This is a genomic window from Acidovorax sp. BL-A-41-H1, from assembly GCF_051942715.1.
Genome location: NZ_JBPVJQ010000003.1, coordinates 1440590 through 1454611 on the forward strand (window position 1 = coordinate 1440590; position 14022 = coordinate 1454611).

14 protein-coding genes are annotated in these 14022 nt (G+C 66.0%); 10 read left to right on the plus strand and 4 right to left on the minus strand.

What is annotated here, in order from left to right; genetic code table 11:
* Window positions 1–137 precede the first annotated feature (137 nt).
* The gene (gene polA / locus ACTPOI_RS07425; protein WP_440107879.1) at window positions 138–2936 is read left to right on the plus strand and encodes a DNA polymerase I; all 2799 of its coding nucleotides are present in this window, start codon (window positions 138–140) and stop codon (window positions 2934–2936) included.
* A gap of 128 nt (window positions 2937–3064) precedes the next feature.
* On the opposite strand, the gene ACTPOI_RS07430 is transcribed toward polA, so the two are convergent.
* The 3 genes from ACTPOI_RS07430 to ACTPOI_RS07440 all read right to left on the minus strand — a co-directional run bounded on the left by ACTPOI_RS07430 (window position 3065) and on the right by ACTPOI_RS07440 (window position 4420).
* On the minus strand, window positions 3065–3556 hold the full coding sequence (locus tag ACTPOI_RS07430) for a demethoxyubiquinone hydroxylase family protein (RefSeq protein WP_440107881.1): 492 nt from the start codon (window positions 3554–3556) through the stop codon (window positions 3065–3067).
* A gap of 101 nt (window positions 3557–3657) precedes the next feature.
* Window positions 3658–3963, minus strand: coding sequence for a high-potential iron-sulfur protein (locus tag ACTPOI_RS07435; protein ID WP_440107883.1), 306 nt, complete (start codon window positions 3961–3963; stop codon window positions 3658–3660).
* A gap of 43 nt (window positions 3964–4006) precedes the next feature.
* Window positions 4007–4420 (minus strand): thiol-disulfide oxidoreductase DCC family protein, encoded by a 414-nt coding sequence (locus ACTPOI_RS07440; protein WP_440107885.1) that lies wholly within the window; start codon window positions 4418–4420, stop codon window positions 4007–4009.
* Between the two features lie 122 nt (window positions 4421–4542).
* Between ACTPOI_RS07440 and ACTPOI_RS07445 the strand changes: the two genes are divergently transcribed.
* The 6 genes from ACTPOI_RS07445 (at window position 4543) to ACTPOI_RS07470 (ending at window position 9513) form a co-directional block, all read left to right on the plus strand.
* Complete coding sequence (locus ACTPOI_RS07445; protein WP_440107887.1) at window positions 4543–5649, plus strand: MerR family transcriptional regulator; 1107 nt, start codon at window positions 4543–4545, stop codon at window positions 5647–5649.
* Between the two features lie 81 nt (window positions 5650–5730).
* A complete protein-coding gene (locus ACTPOI_RS07450) occupies window positions 5731–6123 on the plus strand; it encodes a DUF4149 domain-containing protein (RefSeq protein ID WP_440107889.1) in 393 nt (130 codons plus the stop codon).
* A gap of 20 nt (window positions 6124–6143) precedes the next feature.
* Window positions 6144–6380, plus strand: coding sequence for a hypothetical protein (locus ACTPOI_RS07455; protein ID WP_440107891.1), 237 nt, complete (start codon window positions 6144–6146; stop codon window positions 6378–6380).
* A gap of 94 nt (window positions 6381–6474) precedes the next feature.
* A complete protein-coding gene (yghU, locus tag ACTPOI_RS07460) occupies window positions 6475–7377 on the plus strand; it encodes a glutathione-dependent disulfide-bond oxidoreductase (RefSeq protein WP_440107893.1) in 903 nt (300 codons plus the stop codon).
* Window positions 7378–7398: 21 nt separating this feature from the next.
* On the plus strand, window positions 7399–8034 hold the full coding sequence (locus ACTPOI_RS07465; protein ID WP_440107895.1) for a glutathione S-transferase family protein: 636 nt from the start codon (window positions 7399–7401) through the stop codon (window positions 8032–8034).
* A gap of 552 nt (window positions 8035–8586) precedes the next feature.
* Entirely contained in the window at window positions 8587–9513 is a 927-nt protein-coding gene (locus tag ACTPOI_RS07470) for a LysR family transcriptional regulator (RefSeq protein WP_440107898.1), read from the plus strand.
* 69 nt (window positions 9514–9582) lie between these two features.
* Here the strand turns inward: ACTPOI_RS07470 and ACTPOI_RS07475 are convergent, their stop codons facing one another.
* A complete protein-coding gene (locus ACTPOI_RS07475) occupies window positions 9583–10812 on the minus strand; it encodes a D-amino acid dehydrogenase (protein ID WP_440107900.1) in 1230 nt (409 codons plus the stop codon).
* A 339-nt stretch (window positions 10813–11151) separates the two neighbouring features.
* Here ACTPOI_RS07475 and ACTPOI_RS07480 point away from each other — a divergent pair, with 339 nt between their 5' ends.
* The 3 genes from ACTPOI_RS07480 (at window position 11152) to ACTPOI_RS07490 (ending at window position 13869) form a co-directional block, all read left to right on the plus strand.
* Window positions 11152–12042, plus strand: coding sequence for an amino acid ABC transporter substrate-binding protein (locus ACTPOI_RS07480; RefSeq protein WP_440107902.1), 891 nt, complete (start codon window positions 11152–11154; stop codon window positions 12040–12042).
* Window positions 12043–12054: 12 nt separating this feature from the next.
* The gene (locus tag ACTPOI_RS07485; protein WP_440107904.1) at window positions 12055–12831 is read left to right on the plus strand and encodes an aspartate/glutamate racemase family protein; all 777 of its coding nucleotides are present in this window, start codon (window positions 12055–12057) and stop codon (window positions 12829–12831) included.
* A gap of 81 nt (window positions 12832–12912) precedes the next feature.
* Window positions 12913–13869: an amino acid ABC transporter substrate-binding protein gene (locus ACTPOI_RS07490; RefSeq protein ID WP_440107906.1), complete on the plus strand. Its 957-nt coding sequence runs from the start codon at window positions 12913–12915 to the stop codon at window positions 13867–13869.
* The last annotated feature ends 153 nt before the right edge of the window (window positions 13870–14022 follow it).

Sequence of the window (14022 nt, forward strand, 5' to 3'; positions counted from 1 at the left end):
TTGAACTCCAACGCAGCCCGGGGGGCGCAGCGGGCAAACCCGGGCTGCGTGGTCGGCCAGCAGACCAGGGTCGCGGGCTCTCAGGTACGCCAGGCCTGCCGGGCTGGAAGGCTTCGGTCTCTGTGCACAATCCGTGCATGACTGACAAAAAGACCCTGGTGCTGGTGGACGGCTCCAGCTACCTGTACCGCGCCTTCCATGCCATGCCCGACCTGCGGGCCGTGCCGGGCGACCCTGCAAGCCCGGCTACCGGTGCCATCCGCGGCATGATCAACATGATGCAGGCCCTGCGCAAAGAGGTGGTGGCCGACTACGCCGTCTGCGTGTTCGACGCCAGCGGCCCCACCTTCCGCGACGCCCTGTACACCGAATACAAGGCCACGCGCTCGCCCATGCCCGACGACCTGCGCAGCCAGATCGAGCCAATCCACCAAGTGGTGGACCTGCTGGGCTGGAAGGTGGTGGCCGTGCCCGGCGTGGAGGCCGACGACGTGATCGCCACTCTGGCCAATGTGGCGGCCGCGCAGGGCATTGAGGTCATTGTGTCCAGCGGCGACAAAGACTTGAGCCAGCTGGTCAACGAGCACATCACCATCATCGACACCATGAGCGGCAAGCGCCGCGATGTGGCGGGCGTGACGGCCGAATTTGGAGTGCCCCCCGCGCTGATGGTGGACTACCAGGCCCTGGTGGGCGACACCGTGGACAACGTGCCCGGCGTGACCAAGGTAGGCCCCAAGACGGCCGCCAAGTGGCTGGAAGAATATGGCTCGCTTGACAACCTGATGGCCAACGCCGATGCCATCAAGGGCGTGGCCGGCAACAACCTGCGCGAAGCCATTGCCAGCGGCCAGCTTGCCTTGAGCCGTCAGCTGGTCACGATGAAGACCGACTGCGCGCTGACCGACCACATCCCCGGGCTGCCTGCGTTTGATGACATCACGCTGGACGCGCCGGACAGTGCTGGCCTGCTGCCGTTTTACGAAAAGTATGGCTTCAAGGGCCTGGCTGCCGCGATCAAGGGCGCAGCGGCCCCCGCCGCCACGGCCCCCACCGTCGCCATGCCCGGCCAAAGCGGCGACCTGTTTGCCGACCACTCCGCCAGCACCGTCGCCGAAGAAGCCCAGCACCGCACGGTGGTGTATGACACCATCCTGAACTGGGCCGACTTTGACCAGTGGCTGGAGCGCCTGCACAAGGCCCCGCTGGCGGCCATCGACACCGAAACTGATTCCCTCGACGAAATGCGTGCGCAAATCGTCGGCATCTCGTTTAGCGTGCAGCCCGGCGAGGCCGCCTACATCCCGCTGCGCCACGAAGGGCCCGACGCCCCCGCGCAGTTGCCGCTGGATGAAGTGCTTGCCCGCCTCAAGCCCTGGCTGGAAGACCCCAAGCACCCCAAGCTAGGCCAGCACATCAAATATGACAAGCATGTGTTTGCCAACCACGGCATCGAGGTGCAGGGCTATGCACACGACACCATGCTGCAAAGCTACGTGCTCGAAGTGCACAAGCCCCACAACCTGACCAGCCTGGCCGAGCGCCACACGGGCCGCAAAGGCATCACCTACGAAGACCTGTGCGGCAAAGGCGCGCACCAGATTCCGTTTGCGCAAGTGCCGGTGGACAAGGCCGCCGCCTATTCGTGCGAAGACTCCGACCAGACCCTGGACGTGCACAACGCCCTGTGGCCCCTGCTGCAGGCGGACGACAAACTGCGCTTCATCTACGACCTGGAAATCGCCAGCAGCGAAGCGCTGTACCGCATCGAACGCAACGGCGTGCTCATCGACGCGCCCACGCTGGCCGCCCAAAGCCACGAGCTGGGCCAGCGCATCTTGCAGCTCGAAACCGAGGCTTACGAGATTGCAGGCCAGCCCTTCAACCTGAGCAGCCCCAAGCAGCTGGGCGAAATCTTCTTCGACAAGCTGGGCATGCCCGTGGTCAAGAAGACCGCCACCGGCGCCCGCAGCACCGACGAAGAAGTGCTGGAAAAGCTGGCCGAGGACTACCCCCTGCCCGCCAAGCTGCTGGAGCACCGCAGCCTGGTCAAGCTCAAAGGCACCTACACCGACAAGCTGGCCCAGCTGGCGCTGCCACGCACAGGCCGCGTGCACACGCACTATGCGCAGGCCGTGGCTGTGACGGGCCGCCTGTCCAGCAACGACCCCAACCTGCAGAACATTCCCGTCAAGACGCCCGAAGGCCGCCGCGTGCGCGAAGCCTTTGTGGCGCCCGCAGGCCGTGTGATTGCGAGTGCCGACTACTCCCAGATCGAGCTGCGCATCATGGCCCACCTGAGCGGCGACCACTCGCTGCTGCACGCCTTCCACGCCGGGCTGGACGTACACCGCGCGACCGCTGCCGAAGTGTTTGGGGTAGAGGTAGACCAGGTCACCAGCGAGCAGCGCCGCTACGCCAAGGTCATCAACTTTGGCCTCATCTACGGCATGAGCAGCTTTGGCCTGGCCAAGAACCTTGGCATCGAAACCAAGGCCGCCGCCGCCTACATCGACAAATACTTCCAGCGCTACCCGGGCGTTAAGCAGTACATGGACGAAACCAAGGCCGCGGCTAAATCCATGGGCTATGTCGAGACCGTGTTTGGCCGGCGCCTGTACCTGCCCGAAATCAACTCCCCCAACGGCCCCCGCCGCGCCGGGGCCGAGCGCGCTGCCATCAACGCGCCCATGCAGGGCACGGCAGCCGACCTGATCAAGCTGGCCATGGTGGCCGTGCAGAAAGAGCTGGACGCGCACAGGCCGGACATCAGGATGATCATGCAGGTGCACGACGAACTGGTGTTTGAACTGCCCGAGGGCGAGGTGGACTGGCTCAAGAGCCACATCCCGCGGCTGATGGCAGAGGTGGCGGCCCTCAAGGTGCCGCTGCTGGCCGAGGTGGGCGTGGGGCGCAACTGGGACAAGGCGCACTGAGCTCTAAGGCGCTTGAAGGGGACGGTGGCCCCCTGACTGGTGTTCACCCGCTTGCCGTGTGCTGAGCATCTGCTTGCCCGCGCTCGCGCCCGCGGCTGGGCACACGCTGGCCGCCGCGCCGGACAGTGTCAGAGATGGCGGCAGATGCGCACGGCGACAAGTGAGCCTGCATGGACGAGGGCGCACCAGACCCGCGCGATGTGCCCTCGTTGCCCACCGCCGCCTGCAGCAGCGGCTTCCTCACGGTGCTGCACTTCATCGTGCATGCATTCCCGCAGCGTCTCGCACAGCAGCGCCCACCGGGGACGGACGCCCAGGTAGGCAACCTGTTCGGCGTAATGCTGCTCCACAAACGTCTCCACGGCTTCGACGGTGATGTAGACCGCACGGGGGCCTGCCAGCGCGGGCAAGGCGCCCGTGAGCCACCCGGCTGCGCGCCACAGTGGCAGCAGATGGCTGCGTTCACGGGCAGGCAGCCATGCGTCGATGCGCGCCAGGTGCTTTTCTTCAGTGGCAAGGTGGCTGTGCGCGAAGCGCCTTAGCGCCGGGTTGCGCGTGACCCTGAGCACACCGCGGTAGATGTGTACTGCGCCCACTTCGCCTGCGTGATCCTTGCGCAAGCGGGACGCTATCCCCGGGGGCAGCGCCTGGCCCGGTGTCGCAAGTGGCTGCGTGGCTTCGGGCCCGGGTGAGTCCGCCTGGAGCACCACGGGCCCAGGGCTCAGCCTGCCTTCTTGGCCCACGCGTTGCACCAGCCTTTGCCCACGACCTGCTTGCCGGCAAAAATCGCGCAGCCTGCCAGTGCGTCGCTGGCCTTGCCCTGGTACAGCACACAGTTGTTGCACAGCTGTCCGCTGGCGTACTTGGGGAACTTCTTGGTGTCGGTTTTGGTGGCGTCTTCGACGTAGCCGAGCCCCACGGCCTGGGGGTCCTTTTCACTGAGTTTCGGTTGGCCCTGGGCCATGGCCGACAAGGAAGTGCCGGCCGCAGCCAGCGTCATCATGAAGACGCGTCGTGTGTTTTTCATCGTGTGCCTTTTGTGGTGGGGTTTGCAAGCCTGAGGGTGGTGTTCACTGCCGAGGGCTTGGCTTCTCGGTCGGTGCTCCGTGGATGGAAGGCGACTTCGGCCGCCAGAGCCGGCGGATTCCCAGAAACATCCGGTACCCGCCTTCCAGCGCCCACAGCGTGGGCCAGCTCCCCAGCAAACGTCCCAGCCAGGACCAGCGAGGCAGTGCGCGCCACAGGGTCGTGAAGGCCTGGGCGCCACTGACCAGGGTGCCGTCCGGCTGACGGAGATGAAGGCGGGCCATTGCGGCTTCGCGTGTCAGATCAGTACCGAGATCCTGGGGGGCGCAACGGGTGATATCTACCCAGCAAACCCCATCAGCGCCCGGCTGGCGCTGATACATCGCCACTTCGCGGGAACACACGGGGCATTCACCGTCGAAATAGACGATGGGGGTGGTTTGAGTTTGTTTTGACATGCATTGATGATAGGCTTGTCCAACTCATTGGCCGCGAGAATGGCTAAACTAGTGTGATGCGATCTGATATTCCAACTCAAAACAAACGCAACATTCAACCGCCGGCTTCGGGCCCCGGGTCGATGGATGCCACCTCTTCCACGGCGCAGCCGGATCAGCCCGTATTCCGCAGCGGAGCTGTGGCGCGCATGGCGGGCATGCCTGTCTCTACCTTGCGGGTGTGGGAGCAGCGCTACCAGGCGGTGGGGCCGAGCACGGCGGCCTCGGGGCACCGGTTCTACACGGCTGCCGAGGTCGAGCGGGTCGTCCTGTTGCGTCAGCTCACTACCCAGGGGCATTCCATCGGATCGCTGGCCGTGCTGGGCCTGGAGCAACTGCGCGATGTGGCCCGCACCCACGCCTCTGCAGACGCGATGACGGGGGTAGGCACCGAACTCGGCAACAGCAGCCCGGAGGTCGGCCTCATCGCGCATCCTTCGCGCGGGCTGCGGGCGCCGATGCGGATCGTGGTGGTGGGGCAGGGCATGGCACGCAGGCTGCGTCGTCCTGCCGTGCAGCGTGCCTGCGTGCGGCCGGCACAAGTGGTGGCGGTGTTCGAGTCGCTCGCAGATGCTGCGGCCCGGGCGGGTTCGCATCCAGGCTCCGTGGACCTGCTGCTGTGGCAGACCACGGGTTTGCAGGACGGCCCCAGCGCCGATTTGACGGCTGCCCGTGCAGCCTGGCCGGGCTGTCGGGTTGCCATTGCCTACCGGTTTGCCGGCCCGTCGGCGTGCGACCGTTTCGCGTCAACCGGGGCTCTGGTGGTGCGTGAACCGCTGGACGACCCCTCGCTGGGGGCGTGGCTGGCCACACTGGAGGCATCCCGGGCGGACCGCGCAGGCCAGGCTGGTTTGGGCCAAGGGAGCAGCGGCCAGGGTGCTGGTGCGCAGATTGACCTGGCCACAAGCGGGCGGGCCATGGCGAGCCCGCCGCCGCGCCGTTTTGACGATGCCACCCTGACGGAATTTGCGGGCCTGTCGTCCGGTGTGGCATGCGACTGCCCCGGGCACCTGGCCGAGCTGCTGCTGCAACTGGCCAGTTTCGAGACCTACAGCGCCGAGTGCGCCAGTCGCAGTCCTGCCGACGCCGAGCTGCATGCCCACCTCCACCACACCGCCGGCATGGCGCGCGCCCTGTTCGAAACCGCGCTGGAACGCGTGGCGTTGGCAGAAGGCTGGCCTTTGACCTGACCACCGCCACCGCTGTGCACGGCCTGCCCCTGCACGCGACGCATCCCTGGCACCCCACATCCACCACCGAGCCGTTGCACCATGACCCTTGCTCTCGCTGTGCTCAGTACTGCCCTGCTTTTTGGCGGCATGACCCTGTACTCGTTTGGCTTTGCCGCGTTCCTGTTCAGCGCCCTGCCTGCTGCGCAGGCAGGTGCGGTCCTGCGCCGCGCCTTCCCATGGTTCTACAGCTTCGTGATTGCGGTGGCGGGTATGGCGGCGTTGTTCTGGTGGCCGCACAACACGACGATGACTGCCGTGATGGCAGCCATCAGCGCCACCACCGTGCCGGTGCGCCAGTTGCTGATGCCTGCCATCAACCGGGCGACCGATGCAGGGCAGCGCCGGCGTTTTCAGTGGCTGCATGGCTTGTCGGTGCTGGTCACGCTGGGGCATATCGGCGCCAGCGGCTGGGTGCTGGTCTCCCTGGCCTGAGCCAGCGTCCCGGTGGCGCCATGACGAGACGCAATTCACCCCACCTCATCGCGGACCTGGACGACCTCAGCCATCTGGATGAGCTGGTGGAGGACAAGCGGCTGGGCCAGCGTTCTGCAGCCAAGAAGAACCGACGCAACCGCCACTACGAAAAGCAGTTCATTCGCAACACCATGAGCCATCGCGCAGCGCCCATTGCCGAGCCCACAGCAGGCACTGCCGACCGTCGCAGCGAACCCGCTGCCGCGCACCGCTGACACGCCTGGCGCCGCCCTGCCACTGCGTCGCTAAACTGGCCGGATAACCGGTGTCCGCAAGACCACGTTTCCACTTTTTGTCTGGAGCTCCCGCATGCCCGATTCAGTGCCCTACACCCCCCCCGCCATCTGGCAATGGAACAAGGAAAACGGCGGCCAGTTCGCCAGCATCAACCGGCCGATAGCCGGTGCGACGCACGATAGGGAACTGCCGGTAGGCCGCCACCCGCTGCAGCTGTATTCGCTGGGCACGCCCAATGGCGTGAAGGTGACGGTCATGTTGGAAGAGCTGCTGGCCCGAGGCCACAGCGGGGCGGAGTACGACGCGTGGCTGATCCGCATCAACGAGGGCGAGCAGTTTGGCAGCGGGTTCGTGTCTGTGAACCCCAACTCCAAGATCCCCGCACTGCTGGACCGTACCGACCCCGCCAACCCGGTGCGGGTGTTCGAGTCTGGCGCCATCCTGATGTACCTGGCCGAGAAGTTCGGTAGCGCCTTCTTGCCCAAGGACGGCGCGGCGCGGGCGGAGTGCCTGTCGTGGCTGTTCTGGCAGATGGGCAGTGCGCCGTTTGTGGGGGGCGGGTTTGGGCATTTTTATGCCTACGCGCCGGTCAAGATCGAGTACGCGATTGATCGCTACGCCATGGAGGCCAAGCGCCAGCTCGATGTGCTGAACCAGCGCCTGGCCGTGACCGAATACGTGGCGGGCGATGAGTACACCGTGGCCGACATTGCGATCTGGCCCTGGTACGGCCTCCTGGTGAAAGGGCAGGCCTACAACGCGGGCGAGTTCTTGCAGGTGCACGAATACGCGCATGTGGTGCGCTGGGCCGAACAGGTGGCCAAGCGCCCGGCAGTGCAGCGTGGGCGCAAGGTGAACCGGGTGCAGGGCGAGCTGGCCAGCCAGTTGCGCGAGCGGCATGAGGCCAGCGACTTTGACACCAAAACGCAGGACAAGATCGAGGCGGCGGCCGCAGCTTCTTCCCCCGCACGTTGAGTGTTGTTGCAAGGCCCCACCATGATCACTTTGTATGACTGCGCCACGGCCCCCAGCCCGCGCCGCGCGCGCATCCTGCTGGCAGAAAAGGGCATCGCCCACGATACCGTGCAGGTGGACCTGCGCAGTGGCGAACAGCTGGGCGATGCCTACCGGCAGATCAACCCCCAGTGCACGGTGCCTGCACTGCGCGCACAAGACGATGGTGCGCTGCTGACCGACAACGCCGCCATCACCGCCTATGTAGAGGCGCGCTGGCCGCAGCCACCGTTGCTGGGCGAGACGCCCGCCGAAAAGGCCGAGATCGCCAGCTGGAACTGGCGCATGGAGTTCGAGGGGCTGCAGGCCATTGCCGAGGCGCTGCGCAACAGCGCGCCCGCCATGGCCAACCGGGCGCTGCCGGGTGCCGTGGACTACCCGCAGATTCCGGCCCTGGCCGAGCGTGGGCTGGTGCGCGTGGGGCAGTTCTTCCACCTGCTCAACGAGCGCCTGGCGGGGCGCGACTTCATTGCCGCCAACCGCTTCAGCGTGGCCGATATCACGGCGGTGGTGGCGGTGGACTTTGCCCGCGTGGTCAAGCACAAGCCGGGTGAGCAGCACCCGCACCTGCGGCGCTGGCGCGCGGCCATGGCACAGCGGCCGTCGATGGCGTTGTAGCGTTGAGAGTGCAGACTGATGGCTGATGGCTGATGGCTGATGGTTTGCTATTAAAATAATAGCTATCAGGCATTATTTCACTTGGGCTTGCGGCCTGTTTTGCTCAAAATCGTGCATTTCGGGGCTGTTTGGGCTGTCTGCCGTGGTCCAGCGGCCCGGTGCACTGATGCGCGCACCAAAGACTTGTCCGGGCTGAGCCTGCGCAGGGTCGACACGGCCCGGCGATGCAATGGGCAGATTCAGCAATTGCGCCGTCGGCCCATTCCTTGCATCTTTAGAACCTGTTCAATGTCTTTTTGGGGATCGCATTGGAGTGCAATCGGGAGGAGTGGATGCTTCGGATGCGCCGCATGGGCTCGTGCCCATGCAAGCAGCCGGGGCGTTCAATCACCCGATTTCACTCCAACCCTTCGGGCAAGTGCCTTGTCGGGCGGTCTGCGGCGTTGCGGCGCTTGCCAATAGCCGAGCTATTGGCCGCGCGCCGCGCCTAGCATCCCATCCCGGCAAGGCACTTGTGCGACCCAAAAAAGACATTGAACAGGTTCTTAGCCCATGCGTCTTCGCCACATAGAAGTTTTCAACGCCGTCATGCTCACCGGCAGCGTGAGCGCGGCGGCCCGCCTCATCAACGTCACGCAGCCGGCGGTCAGCCGCATCCTGGCGCATGCCGAGCTGCAGCTGGGGTTCCCGCTGTTCCACCGGCTCAAGGGCAAGCTCGTGCCCACCACCGAGGCGCAAACCCTGTACCCGCACATCGAGCGCCTGTTCACCCAGCTTGACGACGTGCAGCGCCTGGCCAAAAGCCTCAAGGGCGACCAGCGCGAGGGCGAGCTGCACATCCTGAGCGTGCTGGCACTGAGCTATGAGGTACTGCCGCGCGCGCTGCGCTTCTTTCGCCAGAATCATCCCGATGTGAAGATCACCATCGACGCATTACATTCGCCGCAGATCGTGTCGGCCCTGGTGCTGCAGGAGGCCGACGTGGGCTTTGTGTTCAGTGCCATTGCGCACCCCGCGCTCACGCAGGAGCACCTGGCCGATGGCCGCATGGTGTGCGTGGCGCCCAAGGGCATGCTGGCTGCGGCGCTGGTCAACGCGGGCGTGCTGCACCTGGCGGACCTTGGCGATACCCCGGTGGTGCACCTGGATGTGCGCGACCCCATCGGCACGGTGGTCAGCCACGCCTGCCGCGAGGCTGGCGTTGGCCTGCAGACGGCCATCACCGTGCAGACGTACCACGCCGCGCTGGCGCTGGCGCACCACGGCCATGCGGTGGCCGTGGTGGATACCTGCACGGCTGCGTCGGCCGACCGCAGCAAGGTCGATGTGCTGGCCCTGGCGCCGCACATTGCGGTGCCCATCAAGTCCTTGCGCACCGTCAACCGCCCCAGCTCGCTGCTGGCCAGCGCCATGACGCAGTGCATGCGCCGCGCAGTGGTGGAGACGATGGAATCGGTAGGCCTGCGCGACGCCGAGTAGCGCGTTGTGTGCAATGCCGCCGGCTGGAGAACTGTCTGGTTTTGCAGCCCGTGCAGCCGTTGCGAGAGCTCAGGCGTCGGGTGCCAGCAGCTCCGCCACCTGCGCGGCCGTGCCGAAGGCCAGCGTAAAGCCCAGCGCGCCGTGGCCGGTGTTCAGCAGCAGGTTGGCTGGTGCACCAGGGTGCCTCCCCACCAGCGGCACGCCCGTGGGTGTGGCGGGGCGCATACCCGTCCAGGGGTGCAGCTCGGTGAACGTGCTGCAGCCCGGAAACAGCGCTTCGGTGGCCTCGCGCAAGCTGTGGATGCGTGCGGGCGGAATGCGATCGTCGTGCCCCACCAGCTCGGCCATGCCCGCCACGCGCAGCCGCTGGCCGATGCGTGCAAACACCACCTTGCGCGCGGCATCGGTCACGTTGACGCGCGGCACTGCGCCGCGCGCGCCGGTGGTGTCCAGCGTGATGCTGTAGCCCTTGAGCGGGTAGATCGGCAGCCGGAAGCCCAGCGTCTGCGCCACCGCATGGCTGGCGCTGCCCAGGGCGAGCACAAACTGCTGCGCCTCGATGTCGCCCGCCGTGGTTTTGACGGCGGTGATCCGCTGCGCTGTGCCCACCAAGCCCTGTGCAAAGCCCAGCACGCGCGCGCCCAGCACAAAGCGCACACCGCGCGCCGCCAGCAGCTTTTGCAGGCCCTGGCATACCGCCAGGCAGTCGGCTGCGCACTCGCTCGGGGTGTAGATCGCGCCTGCAATCTGCGGCTGGTAGTGGGCGAGTGCCGGTTCGATGTCTGCGCACTGCTGGGCCGAAACCGCCTCTTGCGCGCTGCCCCAGGGCCGCTGCAGCTCCATCTGCCGGCGGGCGGCATCCAGGCCCGCGCGTGTGTCGTACAGCACCAGCTTGCCGGTGCGCGAGAAGTCGCAGTCGATCTGCTCGGCCTGCAGCATGGCCTCAAAGCCGTGGCGGCTGAGCGCTGCCAGTGCCAGCAGGCGCTGGGTGCTGTGCTCCGACGTGCTCTGGTTGCAGGCCTGCAGAAACTCCATGCCCCAGCGCCACTGGTGGGTGTCCCACTGCGGGCGCAGCTTGAGGGGCGAGCTGGGCGACAGCAGCAGCTTGGGCAGCTGCCGCCAAATGCTGGCATCCGCCAGGGGCTGCACGTAGCTGTAGCTCAGCTGTGCGCCGTTGCCGCCGCTGGCGCCAGCGCCGGGCTGGGCCTGGTCGATCACGGTGACCTGCATGCCGCGCTGCGCCAGGGCATACGCGGTGGCCAGGCCCACGATGCCTGCGCCGAGGACACATACCTGCATGTTGTGATGGTGTGTTGTGGTTGGGGTGACACCCAATGTAGGGTGCGGGCAGGGCCTTGAACAATGCCAATGCAGTGCGCACCCATGCCGCCAGGTTATGCCCGGGCGCCGAGCCATGGCAATGTGGGCGAGGTGTGCGGGAAGCTAAAGGCTGTGCGGCCGGACATTGGAAAAAGAGCACCCTGCTGGTGCGACGGTGTGCACCAGATTGGCGGCATAACTTTTCGTCATGGACACCCTGTGCAAATGAATTGTTCAAGTGCGGCGCGAATTCCTACAGTGCCCTTGCGTTCCGGTTTTTCAGATCATCCACCTGCATTTTTTCGCAAAGGGATTCGCATGAAGCTCTCCGCCATCACCTCCGCCGCCATCGTTGCCACCGGCCTGCTTGCCAGCACCCTGGCCAGTGCCGACACCCTCAAGAAGATTGCTGAGTCCGGCAAGATCACGCTGGCCTACCGCGAGTCTTCGGTGCCGTTCAGTTATCTGTCGGGCCCCGGTGCGCCGGTGGGCTTTTCAGTCGATATCTCCAACGCGGTGGTGGATGCCGTGAAAAAGCGCCTGAACAATCCGGCCCTCAAGGTCGAGCTGCAGGCCGTCACGTCGGCAAACCGCATCCCCCTGCTGACCAACGGCACCATTGATCTGGAGTGCGGCTCCACCACCAACAACAGCGTGCGCGGCAAAGACGTGCAGTTCGCCATCAACCACTTCTACACCGGCACGCGTCTGCTCACCAAGAAGTCCTCGGGCGTAAAGAACTACGCCGACCTGGCCAAGAAGAAGGTGGCCAGCACCACGGGCACCACCAACGCGCAGGTGATCCGCAAGTACAACCGCGACAACAACCTGGACATGGACATCATCCTGGGCAAGGACCACGACGACTCCCTGCTGCTGGTGGACAGCGGCCGCGCCGAGGCGTTTGCGATGGACGACATCCTGCTGTTTGGCCTGATGGGCAACGCCCGCAACCCGGCTGACTGGGTGGTGGTGGGCGATTCGCTGCAGGTGGAGCCCTACGCCTGCATGATGCGCAAGGACGACCAGCAGTTCCAGGCGCTGGTCAATGGCGTGATCGGCGGGATGATGAAGTCGGGCGACTTCGAGAAGCTTTACAACAAGTGGTTCATGTCGCCGATTGCGCCGCGCGGCCAGAACCTGAACCTGGCCATGAGCAAGGAGCTTCGCGAGAACCTGGTGGCGCAGAGCGACAAGCCTGCACAGTAGGCCGGGCAACACATGTCTGTTGCGACCGCAAGCCATCTGCCCACCCCGCAGGTGGTGGGAATCCTGGGCGGCATGGGCCCGGCAGCCGGGGCTGACTTTGTACGGCTGTTCGTGCAGGCCTGCACGGCGCGCATGGAGTCGCTGGGCATTCCGGTGCACGACCAGGCCTACCCCGAGCACTGGCTGGCCCAGGTGCCCATACCCGACCGCACCGCCGCGCTGCACGATACGCGCCCCGGCGCGCACCAGCCCGCAGACCCCATGCTGCAGGCCACGGGCCGGCTGGCAGCGTTGGGCGCACGTGTGGTGGCCATTGCGTGCAACACGGCGCACGCCTGGCACGGCATCCTGCAGCAGCGGTTTCCGCAGATGCTGGTGCTGCACGGCGTGCAGGAGGTGGTGGCGGATCTGGCAGCCCGCCAGGTGCGCGGTGTGGGCCTGCTGGCCACACGCGGCGCGTACGACGCAGGCCTGTACCAGCGCGAGCTGGAGCACGCGCGCATCGACTGCTTTGTCCCGCAGGACCACGAGCAGGAGCAGCTGATGCAGGGCATCTACGACGGGGTGAAGGCGGGCAACTACCCGCTGGCACGGGAGCGCTTCGAGGCGGTGGCGGTTGCGCTCAGGGAGCGCTATGGCGTGACCACGCTGATCATGGGCTGCACCGAGATCCCGCTGGCCCTGTCAGCGCAGCCACGGCTGCAGGGCCTGGCGCTGGTGAACCCGTCGGTGGTGCTGGCATCGGCCCTGGCGCGCCACGCCTACCGGAGCACGGTGCCGGCTGGCTGAGGCCTGCAGTGCAGGTAGACCGCAGGTAGCCCTGAACACCCGGGTAGCCCGGATGGCGACGTTTCAATGAAGGTGAAAACCATGACATTCGCAGTGAACCGGATGGAGTTGCGCGCGGGCGCATGGGCGGTCGGGCTGTTGTTGTGTGCCCTGGGCAGCGCTCTGCCCCCCGCCTGGGGCCAGAGCGCGCCGCCTGTAACGCCATCGCCTGCGGGCGGGGGCACCACACTGCAGCGCATCCAGTCCAGCGGCGTCGTGGTCATCGGCCACCGCGAATCATCGCTGCCCATGTCGTATGTGGCCAATGGCACGCCGATGGGCTACAGCGTGGACGTGTGCCAGCACATCGCCCAGGCTCTGGGCCGGCACCTCAAGCTGCGCGAAGTGCGCACCACCTACCGCATGGTCACGTCCAGCACTCGCTTCGACGCTATTGAAAAAGGCGAGGTGGACCTAGAGTGCGGCTCCACCACCAACACGGCGGCGCGCCGCCAGCGCGTGGCGTTCACCATCCCGCACTTCATTGCGTCATCACGCATTGTGGTGCTTAGCGCCAAGCCGTATGACCGCATCGAAGACCTGGAGGGAAAGGTGCTGGCGTCCACCACCGGCACCACGAACATCGATTCGCTGGCGCGCGAGGCCACCAACAAGTCGGTGCGGGTGCGCATCGAACCCGCCAAGGACCATGCCGAAGGCTTTGGCTGGGTGGTAAGCGGCAAGGTGGACGGCTTTGCGATGGACGATGTGCTGCTGTTCGGCCTGCGCGCCAGCCATTCGCGGCCTGAGGACCTGAAGGTCATCGGCAAGCCCATGACCATCGAGCCCTACGCGGTGGCGTTCGAGCGCAACAATGCGGAGCTGAAGGCAGTGGTGGATGCCGAGCTGCGCCGCCTGATCCAGACGCGCGAGCTGCATCGCCTGTATGACAAGTGGTTTACGCAGCCGATCCCGCCGCGGGGCATCAACCTGAGCATGCGCATGCCGCACCTGCTGGTGGATTCGCTCAAGTACCCGTCGGACTACGTGCCGCAATAGCCACGGCAAGCGCTGCTGCCTCTGTGGCGGCTTTTTTGGGGGAGGCTCTGTCACGGCCACCTTATGCACCAGCGATCGGCTGTAGTGGACATCTTGGCGCCGCCCCCGGGTAGTCTCAGCAGGTGCTCAGCGCCGACGGCAGCCTCAGTTAGA